The organism is Ramlibacter aquaticus (assembly GCF_015159745.1).
GTDB classification, from domain to species: domain Bacteria; phylum Pseudomonadota; class Gammaproteobacteria; order Burkholderiales; family Burkholderiaceae_C; genus Ramlibacter; species Ramlibacter aquaticus.
In genome coordinates this window covers 1-23,058 of record NZ_JADDOJ010000067.1, presented here as the reverse complement: position 1 = coordinate 23,058, position 23,058 = coordinate 1, and the positions used below count along the sequence as shown (strand labels likewise).

At 60.4% G+C, this 23,058-nt stretch carries 23 protein-coding genes and 2 pseudogenes; 13 read left to right on the top strand and 12 right to left on the bottom strand.

Annotated features, from left to right (window positions below; translation table 11 throughout):
- The 7 genes and pseudogenes from IM725_RS14930 to IM725_RS14900 form a co-directional block, all read left to right on the top strand.
- Window positions 1-127, top strand: a pseudogene (locus IM725_RS14930) (IS630 family transposase); the annotation flags it as partial.
- Window positions 69-1,970, top strand: coding sequence for a TOTE conflict system archaeo-eukaryotic primase domain-containing protein (locus IM725_RS14925; protein WP_407692529.1), 1,902 nt, complete (start codon window positions 69-71; stop codon window positions 1,968-1,970). The pseudogene IM725_RS14930 and the gene IM725_RS14925, both read left to right, overlap by 59 nt.
- Before the next feature lie 126 nt (window positions 1,971-2,096).
- Window positions 2,097-2,366, top strand: coding sequence for a ribbon-helix-helix domain-containing protein (locus IM725_RS14920; protein ID WP_193781430.1), 270 nt, complete (start codon window positions 2,097-2,099; stop codon window positions 2,364-2,366).
- Window positions 2,353-2,721, top strand: coding sequence for a type II toxin-antitoxin system RelE/ParE family toxin (locus IM725_RS14915; protein WP_193781429.1), 369 nt, complete (start codon window positions 2,353-2,355; stop codon window positions 2,719-2,721). Before IM725_RS14920 ends, IM725_RS14915 begins: the two co-directional genes overlap by 14 nt.
- 397 nt (window positions 2,722-3,118) lie before the next feature.
- On the top strand, window positions 3,119-3,349 hold the full coding sequence (locus IM725_RS14910) for a hypothetical protein (protein WP_193781428.1): 231 nt from the start codon (window positions 3,119-3,121) through the stop codon (window positions 3,347-3,349).
- 3 nt (window positions 3,350-3,352) lie between these two features.
- Complete coding sequence (locus tag IM725_RS14905; RefSeq protein ID WP_193781427.1) at window positions 3,353-3,733, top strand: type II toxin-antitoxin system death-on-curing family toxin; 381 nt, start codon at window positions 3,353-3,355, stop codon at window positions 3,731-3,733.
- Window positions 3,734-3,737: 4 nt separating this feature from the next.
- Window positions 3,738-4,064, top strand: a complete 327-nt coding sequence (locus IM725_RS14900; RefSeq protein ID WP_227753839.1) for a hypothetical protein — start codon at window positions 3,738-3,740, stop codon at window positions 4,062-4,064.
- 149 nt (window positions 4,065-4,213) lie between these two features.
- Here the strand turns inward: IM725_RS14900 and IM725_RS14895 are convergent, their stop codons facing one another.
- From IM725_RS14895 to IM725_RS14840, 12 genes and pseudogenes are all read right to left on the bottom strand, one after another.
- Complete coding sequence (locus tag IM725_RS14895; RefSeq protein WP_227753838.1) at window positions 4,214-4,501, bottom strand: hypothetical protein; 288 nt, start codon at window positions 4,499-4,501, stop codon at window positions 4,214-4,216.
- Window positions 4,498-5,846: pseudogene (locus tag IM725_RS14890) on the bottom strand (recombinase family protein). The gene IM725_RS14895 and the pseudogene IM725_RS14890 overlap by 4 nt, the downstream one beginning before the upstream one ends.
- Window positions 5,843-6,304, bottom strand: a complete 462-nt coding sequence (locus IM725_RS14885; protein WP_193781426.1) for a DUF2924 domain-containing protein — start codon at window positions 6,302-6,304, stop codon at window positions 5,843-5,845. Before IM725_RS14885 ends, IM725_RS14890 begins: the two are co-directional and overlap by 4 nt.
- A gap of 2 nt (window positions 6,305-6,306) precedes the next feature.
- Window positions 6,307-6,492 carry a hypothetical protein gene (locus tag IM725_RS14880; protein WP_193781425.1) on the bottom strand — a complete coding sequence of 62 codons (186 nt, stop codon included), beginning with the start codon at window positions 6,490-6,492 and terminating at the stop codon, window positions 6,307-6,309.
- Window positions 6,492-6,851 carry a PX domain-containing protein gene (locus tag IM725_RS14875; RefSeq protein ID WP_193781424.1) on the bottom strand — a complete coding sequence of 120 codons (360 nt, stop codon included), beginning with the start codon at window positions 6,849-6,851 and terminating at the stop codon, window positions 6,492-6,494. Before IM725_RS14875 ends, IM725_RS14880 begins: the two co-directional genes overlap by 1 nt.
- 167 nt (window positions 6,852-7,018) lie before the next feature.
- A complete protein-coding gene (locus IM725_RS14870; RefSeq protein ID WP_193781423.1) occupies window positions 7,019-7,864 on the bottom strand; it encodes a hypothetical protein in 846 nt (281 codons plus the stop codon).
- A 22-nt stretch (window positions 7,865-7,886) separates the two neighbouring features.
- Window positions 7,887-8,162 (bottom strand): hypothetical protein, encoded by a 276-nt coding sequence (locus IM725_RS14865; RefSeq protein ID WP_193781422.1) that lies wholly within the window; start codon window positions 8,160-8,162, stop codon window positions 7,887-7,889.
- Window positions 8,155-9,987 (bottom strand): hypothetical protein, encoded by a 1,833-nt coding sequence (locus IM725_RS14860; protein ID WP_227753837.1) that lies wholly within the window; start codon window positions 9,985-9,987, stop codon window positions 8,155-8,157. The genes IM725_RS14865 and IM725_RS14860 overlap by 8 nt, the downstream gene beginning before the upstream one ends.
- A 14-nt stretch (window positions 9,988-10,001) precedes the next feature.
- Entirely contained in the window at window positions 10,002-10,199 is a 198-nt protein-coding gene (locus IM725_RS14855; RefSeq protein ID WP_193781421.1) for a helix-turn-helix transcriptional regulator, read from the bottom strand.
- Window positions 10,200-10,318: 119 nt separating this feature from the next.
- The gene (locus IM725_RS14850; protein WP_193781420.1) at window positions 10,319-11,104 is read right to left on the bottom strand and encodes a hypothetical protein; all 786 of its coding nucleotides are present in this window, start codon (window positions 11,102-11,104) and stop codon (window positions 10,319-10,321) included.
- Window positions 11,105-11,788: 684 nt separating this feature from the next.
- Window positions 11,789-12,274 carry a DUF3489 domain-containing protein gene (locus IM725_RS14845; RefSeq protein ID WP_193781419.1) on the bottom strand — a complete coding sequence of 162 codons (486 nt, stop codon included), beginning with the start codon at window positions 12,272-12,274 and terminating at the stop codon, window positions 11,789-11,791.
- An 11-nt stretch (window positions 12,275-12,285) separates the two neighbouring features.
- Complete coding sequence (locus IM725_RS14840) at window positions 12,286-12,489, bottom strand: hypothetical protein (RefSeq protein WP_193781418.1); 204 nt, start codon at window positions 12,487-12,489, stop codon at window positions 12,286-12,288.
- A gap of 164 nt (window positions 12,490-12,653) precedes the next feature.
- Here IM725_RS14840 and IM725_RS14835 point away from each other — a divergent pair, with 164 nt between their 5' ends.
- The 6 genes from IM725_RS14835 (at window position 12,654) to IM725_RS14810 (ending at window position 22,752) form a co-directional block, all read left to right on the top strand.
- Window positions 12,654-13,709 (top strand): Fic family protein, encoded by a 1,056-nt coding sequence (locus IM725_RS14835; RefSeq protein WP_193781417.1) that lies wholly within the window; start codon window positions 12,654-12,656, stop codon window positions 13,707-13,709.
- 169 nt (window positions 13,710-13,878) lie between these two features.
- Window positions 13,879-16,677: a type I restriction endonuclease subunit R gene (locus IM725_RS14830; protein ID WP_193781416.1), complete on the top strand. Its 2,799-nt coding sequence runs from the start codon at window positions 13,879-13,881 to the stop codon at window positions 16,675-16,677.
- Between the two features lie 15 nt (window positions 16,678-16,692).
- On the top strand, window positions 16,693-18,357 hold the full coding sequence (locus IM725_RS14825) for a type I restriction-modification system subunit M (RefSeq protein ID WP_193781415.1): 1,665 nt from the start codon (window positions 16,693-16,695) through the stop codon (window positions 18,355-18,357).
- Window positions 18,354-19,916 carry a restriction endonuclease subunit S gene (locus IM725_RS14820; protein ID WP_193781414.1) on the top strand — a complete coding sequence of 521 codons (1,563 nt, stop codon included), beginning with the start codon at window positions 18,354-18,356 and terminating at the stop codon, window positions 19,914-19,916. Before IM725_RS14825 ends, IM725_RS14820 begins: the two co-directional genes overlap by 4 nt.
- On the top strand, window positions 19,913-21,694 hold the full coding sequence (locus tag IM725_RS14815) for a restriction system-associated AAA family ATPase (protein WP_193781413.1): 1,782 nt from the start codon (window positions 19,913-19,915) through the stop codon (window positions 21,692-21,694). The genes IM725_RS14820 and IM725_RS14815 overlap by 4 nt, the downstream gene beginning before the upstream one ends.
- A gap of 41 nt (window positions 21,695-21,735) precedes the next feature.
- Window positions 21,736-22,752, top strand: a complete 1,017-nt coding sequence (locus IM725_RS14810) for an HNH endonuclease (RefSeq protein ID WP_227753836.1) — start codon at window positions 21,736-21,738, stop codon at window positions 22,750-22,752.
- Window positions 22,753-23,058: the final 306 nt, after the last annotated feature.

Below are 23,058 nucleotides of genomic sequence, written 5' to 3'. Positions count from 1 at the left end.
AAAGATCGACAGCTTCGTCAGGCAGTACAACGAGAACTGCAAGCCGTTCACCTGGACGGCCACCGCGGATTCAATCCTCGAAAAACTCGCTCGCCTCTGCGCACGAATTACCGGGACAGGACACTAGCCGCGTTTCAGCGCGTGATGCCCGCCGCTTGGGAACGGCCATCATTACCCATACCTGCGCTCGCACCCGGCAACTGAAGCTGGAATCCTATGACCGACTGTTCCCGAACCAGGACACGATGCCCAAGGGCGGATTCGGCAACCTGATCGCCTTGCCGCTGCAGAAAGGTCCGAGGGAGCAGGGTTTCAGCGTCTTTGTCGATCCCGATCTGCGACCGTACCCCGATCAATGGGCGTTCCTCGCATCCATCCAGCCGATGGCCGCGCACGATATCGAGCCGACCATCCTCCGGGCCACGGGTGGCGTCCATCCGCTGGACGTCACCTTTATCGACGACGAGGACCTGGCCACGCCCTGGAGGCGCGAGAACACATCGGCCAAGAAACTGGCCGGTCCGATGCCGAAGTCACTGACCGTCACGCTGGCCAATCTGATCTATTTCGAGAAGGCCGAGTTGCCGCAGGCTCTGGCCAACCGGCTGATCCGGCTGGCGGCTTTCCAAAACCCTGAGTTCTACAAGGCCCAGGCGATGCGGATGTCGGTGTGGGACAAGCCGCGCGTCATTGGCTGCGCCGAGAGCTATCCCCAGCACATCGCCCTGCCGCGCGGTTGCCTGGATGCCGCGCTGTCCTTGCTGCGAGAGAACGGCATTGCCTGTGACCTGCGAGACGAACGCTTCGGCGGCCAGCCGCTGGACGTGTCTTTTGTCGGTAGTCTGCGCCTCGATCAGGAAGCCGCTGTTGCAGGACTGCTCACCCACGATGCTGGCGTGCTGTGCGCGCCAACTGCCTTCGGCAAGACGGTCACCGCCGCCGCGATGATCGCCCGACGGGGCGTCAACACCCTGGTGCTGGTGCATCGCACGGAGTTGCTCAAGCAATGGCAGGAGCGCCTGCAAGCCTTTCTAGGGGTCGCCAAGGGCGTGGTCGGCACCATCGGCGGCGGCAAGGCCAAACCGACTGGCAAGATCGACATCGCCGTGATGCAGTCCCTGTCCCGCCAGGGCGAGGTGAACTCGCTGGTCGAGGACTACGGCCAAGTGATCGTCGACGAGTGCCACCACGTCGGCGCAGTCTCCTTCGACGCGATCCTCAAGCGGACCAAGGCGAAATACGTGCTGGGTCTGACGGCGACACCGATCCGCCGCGACGGGCAGCAGCCGATCATCTTCATGCAGTGCGGGCCGATCCGCCACACGGCAGCCACGCCGGCCGGAGCACCGCACGATCTGGCAGTCATACCGCACTCCCGGCACGCACGGATTGATCTGCCGACCGAGGCCGGTATTCAGGACGTCTTCCGGCACCTCGCCAACGATCCGGCCCGAACAGCAGCTATCGCCGCCGAGGTGCGCGATGCCGTCGCGCAGGGACGCAAGGTGCTGGTCCTGACCGAACGTACGGAACACCTCGATGCCATCAAGGCGGAGCTCGACGGCCTGCTGCCGACACCGTTCGTCTTGCACGGACGAATGTCCAGGAAGCAAAGAGCGACGCTGGTCGCAGACCTGGATGCACTACCGCCCGACGCGCCACGTGTCCTCCTGTCCACCGGCAAGCTGGTTGGCGAGGGATTCGATCACCCGCCGCTCGACACCCTGGTCCTCGCGATGCCGGTGTCCTGGAGGGGGACGTTGCAGCAGTACGCCGGGCGCCTGCACCGCGAGCACGCCAGCAAGACCGACGTGCGGATCATAGACTTTGTTGACACCGGCCACCCGGCGTTGCTGCGGATGTGGGACAAGCGGCAGCGCGGCTACCAGGCGATGGGATATCGCGTTGAGGCCCAGTGCGAATTTGGCGAAATCAGCCAAATTTGTTCCGTGACAATGGCTTGCCCGTGATTCCTCGGGGCGAAATGAGCGAAATCAGGTGTCAGTTCAGTCGCCTGGCCTTTTTGTGTGCAATAGTTGCGACAAGTGCAGCCACCCGTGCGACAATTCGCTGCATGATCGCTCCAGGAGGTTCCCATGTCCGAACGCATCAACGCCCGTCTGTCGCAACCTTTGGCTGAATTCGTGGACCGAATGGTCGGCGAGGCGGGTCTTTACGAAACACCCAGCGAATACGTGCGCGACCTGATCCGCCGCGACATGGAACGGCGCGACGGCCAGTTTGTGCAGGAAGCCATCCTTGCCGGGTACCGAGACTTGGCGGCAGGCCGCGTCTTTGCGTCCAGCGGCGACTTCAAGACCGACATGGCGGTGCTCGACCGCAAGGAAGCCGATGGCTGGCAATGATGTGCCATCGCCCGCCAGGTTCCTGCTGACTCGGAATGCGGCGCTGGATTTGCGCCGCATCTACACGCGGTCACTCCGGGAATGGGGCGATGACGTTGCCGACCGCTATATCGCCGACCTATACGCGGCGATGGGCGTTGCCGCCGCCAACCCGGCGAAGGGGCGCTTGCGGCAGTACCGTTCGGCTCCGTTTCTGATGGTTCCAGCGCGGCAACACTTCGTGATCTACGACCTCGTGCCGCAGGGCATCGCAGTGCTGACGGTTCAACATCAGGTGCGCGACATCGAGTCCCTGATCGCAGACCTGACCCCGGCTTTCCACGCCGAAGTCGAGCGGTTGAAGCGCAAAACCTGATTGCACCCGCTCACGCCCGCACCAATACTCATAAGCTCGGGAGGTCGGTCGGCACATGGTCAACCATCCGCCACCACACACAAGGGCTCGGAAAATCTCCGGGCCCTTTTTCTTGCCTGAAATCCCCGCACCACGCGGGGTTCTGCCCGCATGTGCTGCGGGTGGCGACCAGCCGAAATGCCTGAAATCGGCCACTTTCTCTGCCAGAGCCGTCTCAGTTCTCCGTTTGGCCTGCGGGTAGGCGCAGATGTCGGTCTAGCAAAATCAACAACTTACGCGCGCCGGTTCACCGTCAACCAAGGCCACCGGTCGGGCATCGAACGCCGTCAACGCGGTAGCCAACCTTCCTATCTTGCTCTATCATGAAGCATCAAGATGGATCATGATGGAGATAGCCATGACGACTGCTGTCCGCGAAAAGTTTTCTTCCCAGGCCGCGCCGGATGTGCTGGCGGCGTTGCGCCAAATCGCAGAAAGCCAGGGCCGCCAGTTCCAGGCGGTGCTCGATGAAGCCCTGCGCGACTACATCGACCGGCAGCAGAAGGAGCGCCCCCGCCGCCACGTGATGGCTTCTTTCGCGTCCAGTCTGGATGAGTTCGACAGCCTCTACCGCGAACTGGCCAAGTAAACCGTGGCGCACGATTACCTGACCGTGGCCGATGTGCTCGGCATGCACACGGTGCTGATGCAGCGTTACGGCGGCGCGCCGGGCGTGCGTGACCCGGGGGCCCTGGAGGCCGCACTGTTCCGCCCGCAGACCGGCTACTACGATGACATCGTGGCTGAGGCAGCTGCCCTGCTGGAAAGCCTGGCGATCAACCACCCGTTCGTGGACGGCAACAAGCGCATCGCCTTTGCAGCGGCCGACGTGTTTTTGCGCATCAATGGCTGGCGCTTGCGGCGCGCCCCGATGCAGATCTATGCGGAAATGATGCAGATGTTCGAGTCGGGCACGTTCGACATTGCCCACCTCGATCCGTGGCTGCGGTCGTTTGCCGTCGCCGCAGAGTGATGCCATGAACGAGAAAACACCGAACCTGCAGACTCAGCAGGCTGCGATGAAAGAAGCCAGGGCGATGGCGATCAAGCGGGTGCCTGAACTGGCAGAGTCCACAGTAGGCGTTGAGTCATTTCCCAGCTTCACCAAACCCGCCCGTCAGCGCTGGGAGTCCATCCCTGCCAATATCCGCCAGCGGCTGCTGTCCAACGTCTGGTGCGGCCACTGCCGTTTTGAGACAACGATCACCAATTTCAGCGGCACCATCAAGGGTGGCGACTTGCTGCTGGTGGGCCAATGCGCCGAATGCCACGGAGACGTGGCACGGGTGATCGAGGGCGCATAGCTCGTTCAGACATCGAACGCAGCCACTACCTCCCGCTGCGCCACCCAGTCGGTCGGCAGCGGATTGCGCTGGAACCACAGCAGGCTCATGCACTTGGGCTGCTGCCCGGCCAGGATGCTCTGGATGATGGCGGGCTCCAGCAGGGCGCGTCAGCGCAAAACAAGGTGGGACGGCTGGACGCTCACGCCACTGCCAACCACGCCGTCGTCGAGCAATTGCTGCCAGTAGAAGGCCCGTGTCAGCGCCACCAGCAAGGGCTGGTCAACCTGGCTGGCGACCTTAGCCGGCGACTCGACCACCCCATCTGGCCGCACCACCACCTTGCTGGCACCGCGTTTCCTGATCTTCAGCGGGATGAAGGTGGACAGCTTGACCTGGCCGCCATCCCGGCGTTCGCGCGCAACGGGACCACCCAAGGTCTGCACTTTTGGCTTCATGCCTCCACCTCCTGCTGTTCCCATTCCTGCAACTCCGCACCAATGGTTCCGGGCATCAGCTCGCCCGCCAGTTCCTGCCAGCCCTGAGCGCGCCAGATGATCTCCAGCCCGCCGTCGGCAATCACCACACGGTCGATCAGTAGCTGTGCCAGTCGACACTGTTCGGCGGGGAACAACTGTTGCCATAGGCCAGCCAGATTTCGCATCGGCAAGACCACCTCAGGCTCTGACAGGTCTGGGCGGGTTGTCCGAATCCGATCCCACACCGACTGAATGCGTGCGGCGCTGACAGCGCGGCGACGATCTGCTGCGTGACCAGTTCTTCGATGGGCGCCGCTGGCAACGGCCCGTGGCTGCTGGCCCAGGCCCCAAACCGACGATGCTTGACGGGTGTGTAGTACCGATATGTCTTGCCCTTCTTGACCGTGTAGCTGGGCACCAGCCTTTCACCGTCGGGCGTGAACAGCAGGCCTCGCAGCAGCACCGGCTCACGCTGGCGGTCGTTGGTCTCGCGCCGCCGTTCGATGCCGTCGGTGGCGATCAGTGCGTGGACTGCATCCCACTGCGCCTGCGTCACGATGGCCTGATGCTGGCCAGGGAAGCTTTGGCCTTTGTGCACGATCTCGCCCAGGTACATCCGGTTGTGCAGCATCTTGTAGATGGTCTGCTTGGTAAAGGGCTTGCCTCCCTTGGTGACCACGCCTTCCGCGCCGTAGGTCTTGACCATCAGGGTGGCCGAGCGCACGTTCATGAAGTCATCGAAGATGCGGCGGACCAAGGCAGCCTCAGTTCCGTTAATCACCAGTAGCCGGTCGCGCACGTCGTACCCCAGCGGCAGGGGTCCACCCATCCACATCCCCTTGGCCTTGCTGGCGGCGATCTTGTCGCGGATGCGCTCGCCGGTCACTTCCCGTTCGAATTGCGCGAAGGACAGCAGCACGTTGAGCATCAACCGGCCCATCGAGGTGGCCGAGTTGATCTGCTGCGTGACCGCGCTGAAGCTGACCCGGTGGCGGTCGAACACATCGACCATCCGCGCAAAATCCGCCAGCGAGCGTGATAGCCGGTCGATCTTGTAGACGACCACGATGTCGACCTTGCCCATCTGGATGTCCGCCATCAGGCGGCGCAGGGCGGGCCGCTCCATGTTGCCGCCAGAGAAACCGCCATCGTCGTAATCATCGGCCACCGCGATCCAGCCCTCGTGGCTCTGGCTCTTGATGAAGGCGTGCCCAGCTTCCTTCTGGGCATCGATGGAATTGAAGGACTGATCCAGCCGTTCGTCGCTGGAGACACGGCAATACACCGCGCAGCGTTTCGGTGGCACAAGCAGGGGCGCGTTCATTGACCATCTCCCTTGCCGCCCCGCAGACCAAAAAACTTCGGCCCATTCCAGCGGGTGCCGGTAATGTGGCGGGCCGCCGCCGACAGGCTCTTGAACACCTGGCCATCCAGGGCATACAGACCATCGGGCGTGACCGTCACACGGTACTCGCGTTCATCCCATTCCCGGATTAGCGTGGTGCCGGGCATCAGCAGGGTCTGCGCGCTGCGCCCGGCGGCCGACTTGATCTTGGAATGCTTGGCACCGGCCTCAACCAGCATCTTGCGGATGTTGGTGGGCAGCGCGCCGTAGGCCAGCTCCTGAATCCGGTACGCCAGACGCGATTCCACGTAGTTGCGGTTGCGGTGGCTGGGCCGCCGGGGAAAGTGCTGATCCCACAGCGCCCAGAGGTCGGGCATTGGCAGGGAGGGCAGCGCCGCCAAGTGTGCCGAGATGGTGTGTTGCTGTTCGGCGGCCATCCTCAGTCCTCCCAGATCGCGGTGCCACCGAGCGTGATCCACAGGCGGGCATCGTCAGCGGTCGCCATTTCGCGGGTGGCCACGCCACTGGCGCGGTGGGTGCCGGATTTGCCGGTGAACCAGTAGGTGTGGCCATCGTGCTGTACGCGGTAGGGCCCGAGGTGGTCGAAATCGGCCTCGATGGTCATCACGCCGCGCGGGCGCCCAGGATGTAGATCTCGCCGTTCCATACCCCGCAGGCCACGTCGGTGTCACTGGCCGTGACCGGCATCAACCAGCCGGTGATGCCATTGGGCAACTGCAGCAGGTCTTCCATCCGGTGGACAGGCCAGCGCATGGCCTCCTGGTAGTGGTCGGCAAACTCCAGGAGTTGCTGGGGCACGTCCGGGAAGTTCTCCTGGCTGAGGATGGGAATCCAGACCAGCGGTTGGCCGCTGGCAAACCAGCCTTGCACGCGCTGCTCGACTTCAGGGTTGTAGTGCTGCAAGCGCTTGACGGGCACGTGGCGGGCGTCATCGCTGGCTTGGGGTGCTGTCGTGTGGTTCATCAAAAGCTCCTTGAGTGGTAACCCGGCACGGTGCCGGGCGGTAACCGAGGTGGTAACTGGTAACCCCGTTTCGGGGTCAGTCGGTAGCGGGGCAGCGCGCTCGCGCCCCCCGTATTGCTTTGTGGCGAGGAAGGACCCAATTCGCCTGTGGACCGGTTGCGTGACGATCAAGCCGCTGGCATTTCTGCCGCCAGTGCATCGCCAGCCGCTTCGATCAAGGCTCGAGGAATCTCAACCGGGAAGCGACTTTCGTCGTGGTGGTAGTTGATCTGGCGCCGGGCCGCCGAGGCGCGAGCCAGTGCGTTCATGACCGGCATCAACTGTTCGTTCAGCTCGATTTCGGCCATTGCCGCACGGCAGTGGATAAAGTGATCCCGCGCCTTGCGCACGGCATCGGGCAGGCCAGCCAGTTGACCTTGAATCGCATCACGCTGGCGCTCAAGTTCAACCTGCGATGCCCGGGTGATGCGCAACTCCACCTCCAGCTTGGTCAAGGTTTCAGGCACAACGAATTCCGCTTCGGTGTCCAGCAGCGCCCGGGATGCCGACTTCGTCTCGACAGCAATGCGCGCTTCGAGGTCCGCCAGCCGCTTGGTGATCTTGGTCAGTTGGCCATCGACCGTCTGCACCTCAGCGGTGAGCGCCTTGCGTTGTGCCATCAGATCGTCAAGCTGTTTGCGGGCCACTGCGAAGCGCTCTGGCGTGACCAAGACCTGCTGCAGCGGACGCAGTTGGCTCTCCAGGTTGGACACCTTCGACTTGAGCCTTTCCATCCGCTGGTTCGCCTCACACAGGATGGGCCAGTGGGCTTTGGCGGCCGGTGGCGTGTTCATCGACATCGAGCCGGCGGCATCACGCAGCCGGTTTTGCTTCTCGCGTGCCGCAGCGTGCTCCGCTTCCGCCTCGGCCAATTCGGCCTTGAGGGGCGTGAGTTCCAGGTTGAGCGCGTCGTGCTCGGCCTTGATCTTGTCGAGGTAGGGGTTGGACTTCTTGCTGAACGGGTTCAGTTTCATGGTGATGGTCTCCGGAGTTTGTTCAGGGATGGACGGGGTAGTGGGTATCGCCTGGCCGCGCGACAGTGCTGACCCACAGGCCGGGGCCCACCTGCTTCTTGATGCCGACCGGCGCGCCGGGGCGATGCGGATGACCAGTGGCTTGCCAACCCTGGTGGGAGTTGGTTTGCCCGGTCATCGCCGCAATCGCGGCAGCCAGCGGGGACAGCTGCGTTTCGGCAGAGGTGGATGGGCTGGTGGTCTGCGGCGTGACGCCGAGGGCCTTGGCCCAGACGGGATGCAAGTTGGGATTACTCACGGTGAGCTCCATATCGAGTGCCACCCTCGATGCCGGGTGGCGTGGCAGGATTGGTTTGGGAACGGGTCTGGGCAATGCGCCAGCGCGCGCCCTCACGGCTGTGGCCGAGATGCGTGATGTCGATGCCCTTGGCGCGGTAGGCCGGGGCGATGCGGCGCAACTGATCCGACAGTCCCTTGGGCGAGCGAGGCCAACTGCTGCGGTCGGGGATGCTGTGGGTGTTCAGAAGGTCGTAGAGCTGGCCGGCGGTGCCTTGCCAGTTGATGGGCAGCACGCGCTCGACGAGGTACTTGTCCAGGGCTTGCGCGACGGCGTTGCTCTCCAAGGCCCGGTCGATGCCCGCACGCACGAGCTCGGCGTACTGCTGCTGGAACTCACCAGGGGCAAAGCCCAGGGCGCGGGCTACTGCCTCGCCCAGCCGTTCGTAATCGGCCATACGCTGCTTCTGGGTGAGCTTGACCGTCGGAAGGATGGCCAGCGCCGCCGAGAACAGATCGAGCAAGCCGGCGAACACCGTGGGCTGATCACGTTCCCAGCCAGAGTGGGTGTCGGCATCGTCACGCCGGGCATCTGCGGGGATGGTCGGCAGATCGACGTGAATCACCCGGTCGATCAGGTCGGGGCGCGTAGCAACCACGGCGATGCCGTTGAGCACCACAGGCCGTTTGGTGTCCATGACGTGCTCTTCGCCATTGGTGTAGAGCTGGCGCGAGGCAAAGCCGCCGCCGGTGGCCAGGGTGCAAAAGGCATCCTGTTGCTCGGGCGTGAGGCCAGAGAGGTTCTCGTAGCTGACCAGCCAGTTGTTGGCGGCGGCGACGAACACGTCCTCCACCGTCTTGGGACGGCCGCGCAGCATCACCTTGTTGAGATCAACCAGGCTGCGCAGCACGGATTGCGTGGTGGACTTGGCTGAGCCTTGTTCGCCCACCAGCTCCAGCACCGGGAAAGGGGTGTCCGGACGGAAGCAGTCCAGCAGCCACGCCAGCACCATCACGCGGCTGTGCGCCGGGATGTTGGTGTGCTGCCAGAGCAACCCGACATCGCCATGGGTCGCCCCCATCGGCACAGGCATTGGCAGTGTACGCATAGAGGGCGTGCGGGTGAAATACACCGGCGATTCGTTCACCACCCGCCAGCCCTGCGGGGTAACGTGAATGGCCTGCCACTGCTCATCGGCCAGATCGATCATGTAGCCATCGTCGCAACGGGCGGCGCGGACGTGCACTTCGATCTCGTCGCCATCGTTGATGCCCGCAGCGGCGAGCGTGGCCAGTGCCGATTTCATCGTGGTCTCCGGCACGCCCATTTCCTTGGCGCGCCAGTACGCAGCGCGCAACCAGTCTTCGAAGCCGGAGGAATACACACGCCACACTTCGCGCCGACTGGGCATGGGAATCACGGCCACCGCGTTGCGATCCGCGTCGTGGTGCAACTGGCACTGCGCCCGGGCCAAGGCGACCAGTTCATCGAGCGCGCTGGCATCGTCACTGCTGCCCGGCAGTTCGTCGCGCACCAGTTTGTCGAGGACCGTCACCGAGCAATCGCGATTGGCCTTCTTGGCGGCGTGGCGCAGGCGCAAGTAGCCGGGCAGGTCCGTGGCCTTGAGGATCGAGAAGGCGCGCACTACATCTTCCTCGGCCAGCACCCCCACGTCATCCACCAGACGGACCAGTGCCGCTTCGATCACACCAACGGGATCGGTGTCAGGTGTCTGCGCAGGGATTGCAGGGGTGGCCGCAGCCTCCACCTCGACCGTGTGATGGTCGTGATGGTGGTGACGGTCGTTCTCTACTACTCCGTCCCGAGAAGGAATGGACGCGCTCATCGTCACCGCCCGAATCAGCGCGAGCGTTCGATGAGTTTGCGAATATCTTCAGCGCGCCAGACCGTGGTCTTGCTGCCGAGCTTGATGCCTTGGGGGAATTTGCCTTCCCGGATACCCGCCCACCAGGCCGAACGGCTGATGGGGATCAAGGACAGAATCTGCGGCAACCGAACGAAGCCGGTTTCGGGCAGTGTGGGACGGGGTTGGTACATGGCGAGCATCCGTGGTCGTTTGGGGATGCTCTGTATTGAATGCCACAAGAATCGGCATTCATAGACACGGTGCGCGCACGATGATCACGCTGCGCGCAGCGTGAAGGTTCGCAGTGAAATTACTTGGGCGGCGAGTCCTTTGGAATGCCCGCGATCCAATTCTTGATCGTGCCCGGTGCCTTGCAGACCTGCGCGCCGATGATGCGGTAGGCCTCTTCCTTGGTGCGGTAGGTGTTCGAAGCGAACAGTTCCAGGGCCTTTTGCTTGGCAGCTCGGTTGCTGGCATGTCGAGCATCGGCCGCCCGTCTGACGGCTTGGCATTGCGCCTTGCGCACTTCGTCGGCGGCAACGGGCTCCGGCGTGAGTCCGGCCTTCCACGCTTCCTCGATGAGCTGTTCCATTGATGGTGATTCCGGTAACAGATCGGCCAGTACCAAGGATTCCAGCGACTCCATCAGCGCATCGACCGCCGGCCTGATGATGATCCCGGGCGGGGTATCTGTTGTGGCCTCAATCACCGCGCCCAACTTGTAGAGCGCCAAAAGGCGGAGGTAATCGCGGTCCGTTGCAGTGGCCGACCTGAGGCGTCGCCATTCGGCTTGATTGGTGACCTCGATGAACCAGTCCAGGTCGCGCTGCTCGCGTCGGTTGACCAGCTCGCCGCCGTGCTTGATTTGCGCCAATGTCACGGTATCGGTGATGGCGGCATCCATGCTGGCCAACATCTGCGCCAACTGCTCTGCGCTGAAGCGCTGCAAATCTTCTCGGGCGCAGGCAGCAATCCGCACCGCGCTCGGCAACTCCAGCAGTTGTTCGAGCGGTGTGTCAGGGCCAGGGTGAGCAGATGCGGATTCATTGCCCAGCAGTCTACCGAGGGTGGTCCAGCACCGTCCACGTTCATCCATGCTGGTTCGCCATCGCCCACTGCGATCCACCGCTACGCTCCCGGCGTGATGATTGTGCCGAGGGGACATCTGTGCTTTCGCCGGTGTAAACAATAGGCGGCGACCGTCACGACCATCACCACTGTCACGGCGGGTCAGTGCCTGTGATGATTGTGACGATGGTGATGGTCACCGCCTATTGTTATGTCCCGCGCACGCATACATGCCCCAGGCAAAAGGGGTCCTTCCTTCCCGAATCGCAATGCGGGGGGCGCGAGCGCAGCATCTCGCCACCGTCTGGCCAGGAAACAAGGTTTGCAGGGTTTGCGGTTCGCACCTGGCAGTGTGGGCAAGCGGGCCGAAAGCCCGGTCAGCGCGGGCCTGTGCGGGATGGCGGCAACGCGGAAGGTGCGAACCTTCGTGCGTACCCGGCTCGCAGGTTTGCACCCAGGCGAAACGAAAAACGGCCAGGGACGAAAACTCAATGCTGGCGCGGGTTTGCAGCCGATTCGCTGGCTGGGTTGCAGAAATCGGCCCACGAGCCTTTGCGCACGGTCTGACGCAGCAGACACAGTTCTACGTAACTCTCTACACGCGTGCGCGTGCGCGCGCCTCACGGCAAGTTACGACAACCTGTGTCCGATGCGTCAGTCGCGCCGGGGTATGAGCAAGGGTATCCAGAAATTTGACACCCTTGGCGACCAATCAGACCACCCGGTACACCCGTTCGCCGGAATCGTTGTGCGCCAGCACCACGTGGAGTCCGAGCTTCTTGCGCAGCATTCCGGAAATCGCCCCACGCACGGTGTGGGGCTGCCAGCCAGTGGCCAGCATCAGTTGCAGGCTGGTCGCGCCCTGTGGGCGGCGCAGTGCCATCACCAGCGCGGCAAGCTTGGTGCCAGGGCGGATCGGGATGCCCTCCAGAAGTTGGAGGTCGTCGGTGGTGTCCACCGGCTGGACATCATCCGGCGGCACGGGCCTTTGCCGTCCAATGGCCGCGTAGCCCGCGTCGGTCATGACGTGGCCGTCGTCGGCGGGCTCGATCCATTCGCGCTGCAGCAGTGAGGTCAGCACCTTGACCCGTGCGCCGCCGCGCAGCGTATCGGGCGGGATCACTCGCCCATCAGGACGGCGGGCGGCAGTGCGGAGCAGCAGGCTTTGAGCCGGGGAGAGTTTGAGCAGGGTCTCCATCATGGCCTCCGTCACTTGGCCTGACCGTCGAAGATCGCCGGCAGATCATCCAGCGCCTGATCCACACGGCCGAGGTCACCAATGTGGCCCCAGTGGATGGCGTCAGGGTCATGACCGAAGTGGTCGTCGGCCAGTTGCTGCAGCCGGGTCAACTTGATGTGGATGGCTGCGGCGCAGGCGAGGTAGGCGTCGGTGGCGGTGGGCTTGGTGTTCATTGCGGGGCTCCTTGGTTGGTGGATGACGCCACCATTCACGCGCTGAACGATCAAGAAGCCAAGCGTTGCCAAACAGGGTAATCATTCATTTATAAGGGCAATGGCGTGGCGCATTACCCCAATTCAGGATACGATTACCCCATTTACGGCCCCCGAGATCCTTCATGCACTCACTCTTGCCCGACTACCTCGCCAAGCTGCGCTTTGATGCTCAGCAACTGGCGACGCTGCGCGCTCTGGGCGAGTACCGGGGTAAGCAGCAGCTGTACGTGGCACAGTCGCCTGAGGTGTTGAGCGACTTGCGGCAGGTGGCCGTGGTGGAGTCCACCGAGTCATCAAACCGCCTAGAGGGCGTGGTGGTCGCAGCGCACCGCCTAAAGTCGCTGGTGCTCAAAAACGCCACACCGCAAAGCCGCTCTGAGCAAGAGGTGGCAGGCTACCGTGACGCGCTGGGCCTGATCCACGAAAGCGGCGAGCAGATGCCATTCTCGGAAGGCACTGTTCTGCAGCTTCACGGCATTCTGTATCGCTACATGCCGCAGCCCGGGGGGCACTGGAAAGCTACCAACAACGATATCGTCGAGCGCCACCCCGATGGCAGCTCACGCATTCGCTTCCGGCCCGTGGCGGCGCATCTCACGCCCATGGCGATGAGCGATCTGATTGCGCGCTACCGCACGGCGCTAGATCAACATTTGGCTGACCCACTGGTGCTGGTGCCGCTGGTCATCCTCGATTTTCTCTGCATCCACCCCTTCCCGGATGGCAATGGCCGCATGGCACGGCTGCTCACTCTGCAATTACTCTATCACTTCGACTACGCGGTGGGCCGCTTCATCAGCCTGGAGCGCATTTTCGAAGAATCGAAAGAGAGCTATTACGAAACGCTGGAGGCCAGCTCGCAAGGCTGGCATGACGGTAGCCACGACATTGCTCCTTGGCTGGACTACTTCTGGGGGGCTCTGCTGCGGGCATACAAAGAATTTGAGGAACGTGTCGGCACCATCGAACGCGGGCGCGGTGCCAAGGGCGACCGTGTACGCGCTGAAATCCTCAAAAGAAACCTGCCGTTCTCGATTTCGGAAATCGAAGAAGCCTGCCCCGGCATCAGCCGCGACATGGTGCGCGTCGTCTTGCGGGCCATGAAAGCCGAAGGGCTGATAACGCCAACGGGCAAAGGCCGCGCTGCCAAATGGGAACAAACGGGGGCGAGGCCATGAAGGTGCTATCGGACATCCTGAGCCTTATCGTCGATAGATCGGAGATGGCCGCCGGGCGATACCTCGGTGCTGACCCAATGAATCAAAGGGTTCTATCGACCACAGGCGCTAGAAAGTGGTCGATAGCAATGCCATGCGCTCAGGGCAGACAGATGGGAGAAGGTAACGCATGACTAAATCCGAGGCACAAACCCGGTCTGAGTTGATTGACCACCAACTCGCTCAGGCAGGCTGGAATGTCAAAGACCCCACCCAGGTTGTCGAGGAATTCGACATCCTCACCGCTTTGCCCGTAGGCGTGGCCGAGCCACGCACACCCTACGAAGGCCACCAGTTCAGCGATTACGTCTTGCTCGGCAAAGATCGCAAACCGCTGGCCGTAATCGAGGCCAAAAAGACCAGCCGCGATGCCGCCATTGGCCGCGAGCAGGCAAAGCAGTACTGCTACAACATCCAGAAGCACTTGGGTGGTGAATTGCCGTTCTGCTTCTACACCAACGGCCATGAGCTCTATTTCTGGGACTTGGAAAACGCGCCGCCACGCAAGGTGGTCGGCTTTCCTACACGCGACGATCTGGAACGCTTTGCCTACATCCGCCGCAATCGCAAGCCGCTGACACAGGAATTCATCAACACCTCGATTGCCGGGCGTGATTACCAGATCCGCGCGATTCGTTCGGTGCTCGAAGGCATCGAGAAAAAACAGCGTGATTTCCTGCTGGTGATGGCCACTGGCACCGGCAAAACCCGCACCTGCATTGCCATGGTTGATGCGCTGATGCGCGCTGGTCACGCAGAGAAGGTGCTGTTCCTGGTTGATCGGATTGCGTTGCGCGAGCAGGCACTGGCGGCATTCAAGGAACACATGCCCAACGAGCCGCGCTGGCCCAACGTCGGGGAAAAGCTGATAGCCACGGACCGCCGCGTGTATGTCGCCACCTACCCCACGATGCTCAACATCATCCGGGACGAGGCGCAGCACCTGTCGCCGCACTTCTTCGATTTCATCGTCGTCGATGAAAGCCACCGCTCGATCTACAACACCTTTGGTGAAGTGCTCGGCTACTTCAAGGCCATCACGCTGGGCCTGACCGCCACGCCGACCGACATCATTGATCACAACACCTTCCAGCTTTTCCATTGCGAAGACGGCATTCCCACTTTTGCCTACACCTACGAAGAAGCCGTGAACAACGTGCCGCCCTACCTCTGCAACTTCCAGGTCATGAAGATTCAGACCAAGTTTCAGATGGAAGGCATCAGTAAGCGCACCATTTCTCTGCAAGACCAGAAAAAGCTGATCTTGCAGGGCAAGGAGATTGAAGACATCAACTTCGAGGGTACCCAGCTTGAAAAGCAGGTGATCAACAAGGGCACCAACACCCTGATCGTCCGTGAATTCATGGAAGAAGCCATCAAGGACGCCAATGGCGTGCTGCCGGGCAAGACTATCTTCTTCTGTGCAACCAAGGCGCACGCCCGGCGCATGGAAGAAATCTTCGACAAGCTCTATCCGCAATACCACGGCGAACTCGCCAAGGTGCTGGTGTCAGACGATCCGCGCGTCTACGGTAAAGGCGGCCTGCTAGATCAGTTCACCAACAACGACATGCCGCGCATCGCCATCAGCGTGGACATGCTCGACACCGGCATCGACGTACGCGAAATCGTCAACCTCGTCTTCGCCAAGCCGGTCTATTCCTATACCAAGTTCTGGCAGATGGTCGGACGCGGCACGCGCTTGCTGGAAGCCAACAAACCCAAGCCCTGGTGCCTTGAGAAGGATGTGTTCCTGATTCTCGACTGCTGGGACAACTTCGAATACTTCAAGCTCAACCCCAAGGGCAAGGAGCTGAAAGCCCAGTTGCCACTGCCGGTGCGGCTGGTGGGCCTGCGCCTCGACAAGATCGAGAAAGCCAAGGACAGTGGCCATGCCGACATCGCTGCGCGGGAAATCGCCAAGCTCCGCGCGCAGATTGCTGCACTGCCCAAGGAGTCGGTCGTGATCAAGGAAGCTGCTGCCGCGCTGGCGCGTCTGGACGACGACAACTTCTGGATCAGCCTCAGTCACGAACGGTTGGAGTTTCTGCGCGCTGAAATCAAGCCGCTATTCCGTACCGTGTCCGAGGCTGACTTCAAGGCTATGCGTTTTGAGCGCGACCTGCTGGAATATTCGCTGGCCGTTTTGAATGAAGACAAGGAGCAGTCCGAAACTATCAAGGAGGGTATCGTCGAACAGATCAGCGAGTTGCCGCTTTCGGTCAGCTTCGTCAAGCAGGAAGAGCCTCTGATTCGGGGCGCACAAACCAGCCACTACTGGGCCAAGGCGGATGAAGATGCCTTCGACGAACTGGTCGCCAAACTCGGCCCGCTGATGAAATTCCGTGAGCAGAACACCGGCCAAGAGCAAACCCATCTCGATCTGGCCGATGAACTGCACAAGAAGGAATGGGTTGAGTTTGGCCCGCAGCACGAAGCGGTCAGCGTCACCCGCTACCGCGAAATGGTCGAGGCCTTGATTGCTGAACTCACCGCGCACAACCCGGTGTTGCAGAAAATCAAGAACGGAGAACCGGTCAGCGCGATGGAGGCCAATGAACTCGCTGAACTGTTGCACGAAGAACACCCGCACATCACCGAAGACCTGCTGCGTCAGGTCTACAAAAACCGCAAAGCGCGCTTCATCCAGTTCATCCGCCACATCTTGGGCATTGAAGTGCTCAAGAGCTTCCCGGATGAAGTCAGCGCCGCCTTCGATCAATTCATCCGCGCCCACACCACGCTCAGCACCCGGCAGATGGAGTTCCTCAATCTGCTGAAGGGCTTCATCATCGAGCGCGAAAAGGTGGAGAAGAAAGACCTGATCAACGCCCCCTTTACGGTCATTCACCCGCAGGGCATCCGTGGCGTGTTTAGTCCGTTTGAGATCAACGAAATCCTGCAGCTGACCGAACGGTTGGCTGCCTAAAAAGCAGGGCACCCCATGCTACAGAACAACCCCGAACTCAAAATCAAGATCGACCAGCTCTGGAATAAATTCTGGAGCGGCGGCATCAGCAACCCGCTCACCGCCATCGAGCAGATTACCTATCTGCTGTTCATGAAGCGGCTCGACGAGCTGGATCAGAAACGTCAGGCCGATGCCGAATGGACCGGCGAGAACTACGCCTCCAAGTTCGAAGGCAGCTGGATTCCGCCTGAATACCGCAGCCAACCGGAACCAGAGAAATTCGCCATCGACAAGCGCACGCTGCGCTGGAGCGAATTCAAGCGCATGCAGGCTGAAGAAATGCTGCAGCACGTGCAGGGCAAGGTATTCCCCTTCCTAAAAGACCTGAACGGTGCGGAGTCCAACTTCACCCACCATATGAAAAATGCCGTCTTCATCATCCCCAAGCCAGCTCTGCTGGTGGAAGCGGTGAAGACCATCGACGATATCTTCGAAGTGATGGAGCGCGATTCGCGTGAGAACGGGCAAGCCTTTCAGGACATCCAGGGCGATGTCTATGAAATGCTGCTGTCCGAAATCGCCACCGCTGGCAAAAATGGCCAGTTCCGCACCCCACGCCACATCATCAAGCTGATGGCCGATCTGGTGCAGCCGCAACTGGGCCACAAGATTGCTGACCCTGCCTGTGGTTCCGGCGGCTTTTTGCTCGGCGCTTATCAGTACATCGTCACACAACTTGCTATCAAGGCAGGCAGCAAAGACCTCACGCCCGATGAAGATGGCTTCGTGCGCACCTCGGTCGCCGCCGCGCTCACCGAAAAAGCGCAAGCCATTCTGGCCAGCTCACTCTGGGGCTACGACATCGACGCCACCATGGTGCGCCTGGGGCTGATGAACCTGATGATGCACGGCATCGACGAGCCCCACATTGACTACAAGGATACCCTCAGCAAGAGCTACATCGAAGAATCCGAATACGACATCGTGATGGCCAACCCGCCCTTTACCGGTAGCATCGACAAGGGCGACATCAACGAAAATCTGCAACTCGGCACCACCAAGACCGAGCTGCTGTTTGTCGAGAATATCTATCGCCTACTGAAGAAAGGCGGCACCGCCTGCGTCATCGTGCCGCAAGGGGTGCTGACTGGCTCCAGCGGTGCATTCAAAGCCTTGCGCCAATTGTTGGTGGAGCGTTGCGACCTCAGGGCTGTGATCACCATGCCCGGCGGCGTGTTCAAACCCTACGCCGGGGTCAGCACCGCCATCCTGCTGTTTACCAAGGTCTGGGGCTCGAAGGAAAAAGTCACCCAGCCCGCCACCGAGTACGTCTGGTTCTACGAGATGGCCGCCGATGGCTATTCGCTGGACGACAAACGCAGCAAACAGGATGGCAACGGTGACCTGCAAGACATCATTGCCAAATACCACGCCCGTAATCCGGCCACCGACACCGAGCGCACGGCGAAATACTTCGTGGTGCCGCGCACTGAGATTGCGGATGAAGAGAACAACTTTGACCTTTCGCTGTCCCGTTACAAAACCGATGTGTTCGAGGAAGTGCGCTATGACGCGCCGGGTGTGATTCTGGATCGACTAATTCAGGCCGAAGTGGGTGACGTTGAAGAGGCCGATCTGGCAAACGTAAAAAGTGGCATCGTGCGTGAATTGCTCGCATTAAAGGGGATGGTAGGATGAAAAGCCTCTTCCCGATTGTTGAACTGGGAAAACACGTTCACCAGGTGAGTCAACGAAATCGATCCGAAGCAGACATAGAGGTTTTTTCCGTCACCAACTCGGAGGGATTTACCCGATCAACCGATTACTTCAGCAAAGAAGTTTTCAGCAAAGACGTATCGAATTACAAGGTCGTCAACCCTGGTCAGTTCGCCTACAACCCATCGCGCATCAATGTTGGGTCGATTGACTACCTTCGACATGACAGCTCGGTACTGGTTAGCCCGCTGTATATTGTTTTCGAAGGTGCGAGAGATATTCATGCCGACTATTTGCTGCGCTTTCTGAAAAGCGCCTGGGGCAATTCTCAGATTCGGGCCAATACTGAGGGCGCGGTACGTGACTCCCTGAAGTTTAAGGGGTTGGAGAGCATCAAACTCCCCCTGCCGCCTATCGACAACCAAATCCGCATTACCCATTTTCTCGGTAAAGTGGAAGGGCTGATCGCCCAGCGCAAACAACACCTGCAACAACTCGACGACCTGCTCAAGGGTGTGTTTCTGGAGATGTTTGGCGACCCGGTGCGGAATGAGAAGGGTTGGGACAAACCCGAGTTGAAGGCCTTCGGCAAGATTTCGACGGGCAATACGCCACCCAGAAATGATCCCGCCAATTACGATGGCGACTTCATCGAGTGGATCAAGACGGACAACATCACGGGTGATGCTGTTTTCGTCACGCCTGCCACTGAGCACCTTTCTGAGGTTGGAGCGAAAAAGGCGAGAACGGTCACGAACGGTGCCTTGCTTGTAGCCTGTATCGCTGGCAGCGTCGAATCAATCGGGCGTGCCGCATTAACAGACAGGACGGTGTCGTTCAATCAGCAGATCAATGCCATCCAGCCCGGCAAAGATGTGAACGCCCTGTATCTGTATGGTTTATTTAAGTTGTCTCGGGCCTACATACAGAGCCACGCGACGAAGGGAATGAAGAAGATTCTTACAAAGGGTGATTTTGAGAAGATCACGATGATCAAACCGCCCGTTGAAATCCAGAGTCAATTCGCTGTCATCGTAGAAAAAGTCGAAGCCATCAAATCCCGCTACCAGAAAAGCCTCGCCGATCTCGAAGCCCTCTACGGTGCCCTGAGCCAGCAGGCCTTCAAGGGCGAGCTTGATTTGTCGCGGGTGCCCATGCTGGGCATCGAACCGGAGAAAGAGAAAACCGTGGCAGCAGAACCTTTGCAAATTCCCGGCGAACAAAGCCTCGCAATCCACCTGCCTGACACCGATAACTTGCTGGCTGCGCTGGAGAGCGCGGAGGCGCGCAAGAATCTGCTCGTCCAGTGGCTGGAGGCCTATCGCGGTCAACTGGACAGCACGCCGTTTTCAGTGCAGCATTTTATGGCGGCGGCGCAAAGCCGGTTCACGGAACTGCACCCGGACAACGATTTCGAACTGGGCGCGAGCGACTATGAACACATTAAGGCCTGGGTGTTCGAGGCGCTGGCTTCTGGCCGGCTTGCGCAGGCGTTTGACGACGCTGGCAACCGTATCGAGCTCAAGGCAGCGCAGGCATGAAACTGCTGCGCCTCAAAATCACAGACTCAGCGGGTTTTCGCAGCCTGCCCTGTGGTTTTGAGCATCACTTCCGCACGGAATGGAGCCTGCAGGATGAACTGGCCCAGCCCGACGGCTTTGCGCCCTTCGTCTGTGCTGGCCCCAATGGCAGCGGCAAATCCAACCTGCTCGAAGCACTGGCGGCAATCTTCTTTCAGCTGGAAATCCTGCGCGTGCGCCGCAGCTTTCTGCCCGATGTGTTGCAGAACGCCGATCAGGATTTTTCGCCGGTAGCGTTTGAGCTGGATTACCTAATCCGCATACCCTCTGAGTACCGTGGCCCCAACAGCCCGGAATGGGCGAAGGTAGGTGTGTGGAAAAACCCCGGTGAATCGGTACGCTTCCAGTGGGAAAACCAGAGCGACTTCGACACCAACGTTTACGAGGTTTTCAAGGGCGGCCACGCCGACATCCTGCTGCCGCAGTACGTGCTGGGCTATTCGTCGGGCGAGAACGAGATCCTCAGCTTGCCCTTCTTCAAGCTGCGTTTCGTCCAGTTCGACGAATACTGGACAGCACTGGCCAAACAGCTACCTTATCCTGGCCGCCCAGATGCGCGATTGGCCTACCTCGATAGTGGATTCAGCCAGGCCATCCTGCTGTGCAACCTGCTGTTTCAGGACGAGACCACGCTCCAGCCCTTCCGCGAGGATGTCGGCATTGAGGCGCTCAAGGAATTTCGCATCATTCTGCGCCGGAGTATCCCGCTGACACGGCAACAAGCCGAGGCTTTTACTGCGGGTGATTATGTCCAGCCCGGTTACACGCAGCCGGGCTACTTCGCAGACAACGCCGCCATCAACCTTGACCCGGAGACGGGCGATTACCGGCTCAAGTTGCTGCATGGGTTAGAAGGCGACGAACGGACCTCCATAATTGAAAAACTCAAGCGTTGCGCCACGCTGCATTTCCATGACGAAGCTACCGATACGCTGATCTTGGACTATTGGGTCAACGAGCGGACGAAAGATGCCTTCCGCGACAATTTCGATGATTCCGCCCTGTCCCTGTTCCAGGCGCTGCAAGTCCTGCTGACGCTGAACCTGTATTCGGTCAGCGATGCGCTGAAGTCGGATCTCTACACATCCACCAGCTATTACGTCGGCGAAACGGTGCCGACGCTGGCATCCGACCAGCGCATCATGCGTTTCAAGTTCGTGCGCTTCACGAAGCAGGGCGTGGCGCGACCGATGATGCTCAAGGAGCTGTCGGATGGCGAGCATCAATTGCTGCACAGCCTCGGGCTATGCCTGCTGTTTAGGGACACCAACAGTCTGTTCCTGCTCGATGAGCCCGAGACGCACTTCAACCCTGACTGGCGCGCCAGCTTTATCACCCGTTTGCGCCAGTGCCTCCCGGGCAAGGGTGAATTCGCACAGGAAATGCTGATCACCACCCATACACCTTTCCTGATCTCCGACAGTAAGCCGGACAAGGTGCTGGTGTTTGCCCAGGACAAAACCAATGGCGCGGTCAGCATCCGCCACCCGGACTACAACACGCTGGGCGCTTCGATCAACAAGATCACCATGAACACCTTCGGCAAACGCGAAACCATCGGCGGCCATGCGCAGGCCTTGCTGGAGGCGTTGCGGGCCCGCTTCGAGCAGGGCGGCCAAGACAAGGAAGCTCTGATCACGGAGATTCACCAGCAACTCGGCGACTCGGTAGAAAAGGTGCTGCTGATCAAGGCCATCCTCGACGGCGATCAGCCCGTCAAAGGGGAGGCGCAGGGCTGATGCTGTTTCCGTACACCTATGTGCCGCACCAGATGGAGAGGATGCAGAAGTTCATCGACTTCATCTTTCATGAGGTGTGGTGCAAGGCCCCGACAAGTGGCCCTTTTGGTCTGAACCTATTCGACGCCAATGCGGAGTTGCGCGAAGTAATGGAGGCCTTCTATTACTCCGATGCGCAAGGTGCTGATTTCTTCTACGGCCATGTGGAGCGAATCTACGGCCTGTTTTCGGCGCTAACCGCCGTGCAGATCAAACAGTTTCAGCAGTGGTATCAGGGAAATAATGATTTGGAGAAAGTGTGCGCCAATGATCCGGCAACACACCTCGCCCGTTACGCCGACATCGCCGTTAATCACAAAAACCTTGCCGCCCAGCTCGGCACGTTCTTCAAGGGCTTGTACTCGCAGTCTCTGCTGGACCTCGCAGCACTGCGCGCGAAAATCGGTGACATCGAGGATCACTATCAAACCTTTGTGGCCACCAACAAGGCTGGGAAATGCCCGTTTTGCGGCATCGGCGATATCAAGGGCGAACATCACAGTAAACGTGAGGCCTACGACCATTACCTTCCCAAGGCGCTATATCCGTTTAACTCCATCAACTTTCGGAATCTCGCGCCGGCCTGCCATGAATGCAACAGCACCTATAAGCTCAGCAAGGACCCTGCATACAATTTAGCTGGACGGCGCAAGGCCTTCTATCCCTTCGCCGCTGCGGCTCAAATCATCGATATTCAAGTGGCCTTGCAGCATTCCGACATCGAGAACCTCAAGCCTACAGACGTACAGATGCAATTCGGCCCTGCCGCCATCACCGAAGAAATTGAAACCTGGAAAGATGTGTATGGCATTGAAGAACGCTATAAGGCCAAACTCTGTGGGGAAAATGACGGGAAGTATTGGCTGACACAGGTGCTGGACGAATGCCAGGCGTATGACAAGCAGCCCGCCGACATACTGGCTATGCGTGCCCAGCAGGCACAGAGCCGACCGTATGCCGACTGCAATTTCCTTCGAAAACCGTTTCTTGAGGCCTGCCAACAGATTAGAGTTCTTTGAGAATTCCCGCAGCAACCCGCACCAGTGCTCGCAAGCTCGGGAGGCCAATCGGAACATGGTCAACTTTCCACCACCATACTCAAGGGCTCGGATAGTCTCCGGGCCCTTTTTCTTGCCTGAAATCCCTGCGCCGCGCGGGGTTCCGGCCATCTGTGCTGCGGGTGGCCGCCAGCCGAAACGTATGCGTCCGGCCAAGTCACCTTGACGGCTGCCGGCCTACGGTGAGGACCCTCAGGCCGACGGTGCCCAGCGATGCGGAAGCAGTTCGTCGATCCGGCTGGCCGGGTGTGTCGGCAACCGCTCGAG

Excerpts from the sequence above, each read along its gene's own strand:
- IM725_RS14920 (WP_193781430.1), top strand. The coding sequence starts at position 2,097 with ATGTCCGAACGCATCAACGCCCGTCTGTCGCAACCTTTGGCTGAATTC.
- IM725_RS14915 (WP_193781429.1), top strand. The coding sequence starts at position 2,353 with ATGGCTGGCAATGATGTGCCATCGCCCGCCAGGTTCCTGCTGACTCGG.
- IM725_RS14910 (WP_193781428.1), top strand. The coding sequence starts at position 3,119 with ATGACGACTGCTGTCCGCGAAAAGTTTTCTTCCCAGGCCGCGCCGGAT.
- IM725_RS14900 (WP_227753839.1), top strand. The coding sequence starts at position 3,738 with ATGAACGAGAAAACACCGAACCTGCAGACTCAGCAGGCTGCGATGAAA.
- IM725_RS14895 (WP_227753838.1), bottom strand. The coding sequence starts at position 4,501 with ATGAAGCCAAAAGTGCAGACCTTGGGTGGTCCCGTTGCGCGCGAACGC.
- IM725_RS14885 (WP_193781426.1), bottom strand. The coding sequence starts at position 6,304 with ATGGCCGCCGAACAGCAACACACCATCTCGGCACACTTGGCGGCGCTG.
- IM725_RS14880 (WP_193781425.1), bottom strand. The coding sequence starts at position 6,492 with ATGACCATCGAGGCCGATTTCGACCACCTCGGGCCCTACCGCGTACAG.
- IM725_RS14875 (WP_193781424.1), bottom strand. The coding sequence starts at position 6,851 with ATGAACCACACGACAGCACCCCAAGCCAGCGATGACGCCCGCCACGTG.
- IM725_RS14870 (WP_193781423.1), bottom strand. The coding sequence starts at position 7,864 with ATGAAACTGAACCCGTTCAGCAAGAAGTCCAACCCCTACCTCGACAAG.
- IM725_RS14860 (WP_227753837.1), bottom strand. The coding sequence starts at position 9,987 with ATGAGCGCGTCCATTCCTTCTCGGGACGGAGTAGTAGAGAACGACCGT.
- IM725_RS14855 (WP_193781421.1), bottom strand. The coding sequence starts at position 10,199 with ATGTACCAACCCCGTCCCACACTGCCCGAAACCGGCTTCGTTCGGTTG.
- IM725_RS14850 (WP_193781420.1), bottom strand. The coding sequence starts at position 11,104 with ATGGATGAACGTGGACGGTGCTGGACCACCCTCGGTAGACTGCTGGGC.
- IM725_RS14845 (WP_193781419.1), bottom strand. The coding sequence starts at position 12,274 with ATGGAGACCCTGCTCAAACTCTCCCCGGCTCAAAGCCTGCTGCTCCGC.
- IM725_RS14840 (WP_193781418.1), bottom strand. The coding sequence starts at position 12,489 with ATGAACACCAAGCCCACCGCCACCGACGCCTACCTCGCCTGCGCCGCA.
- IM725_RS14835 (WP_193781417.1), top strand. The coding sequence starts at position 12,654 with ATGCACTCACTCTTGCCCGACTACCTCGCCAAGCTGCGCTTTGATGCT.
- IM725_RS14830 (WP_193781416.1), top strand. The coding sequence starts at position 13,879 with ATGACTAAATCCGAGGCACAAACCCGGTCTGAGTTGATTGACCACCAA.
- IM725_RS14825 (WP_193781415.1), top strand. The coding sequence starts at position 16,693 with ATGCTACAGAACAACCCCGAACTCAAAATCAAGATCGACCAGCTCTGG.
- IM725_RS14820 (WP_193781414.1), top strand. The coding sequence starts at position 18,354 with ATGAAAAGCCTCTTCCCGATTGTTGAACTGGGAAAACACGTTCACCAG.
- IM725_RS14815 (WP_193781413.1), top strand. The coding sequence starts at position 19,913 with ATGAAACTGCTGCGCCTCAAAATCACAGACTCAGCGGGTTTTCGCAGC.
- IM725_RS14810 (WP_227753836.1), top strand. The coding sequence starts at position 21,736 with ATGCAGAAGTTCATCGACTTCATCTTTCATGAGGTGTGGTGCAAGGCC.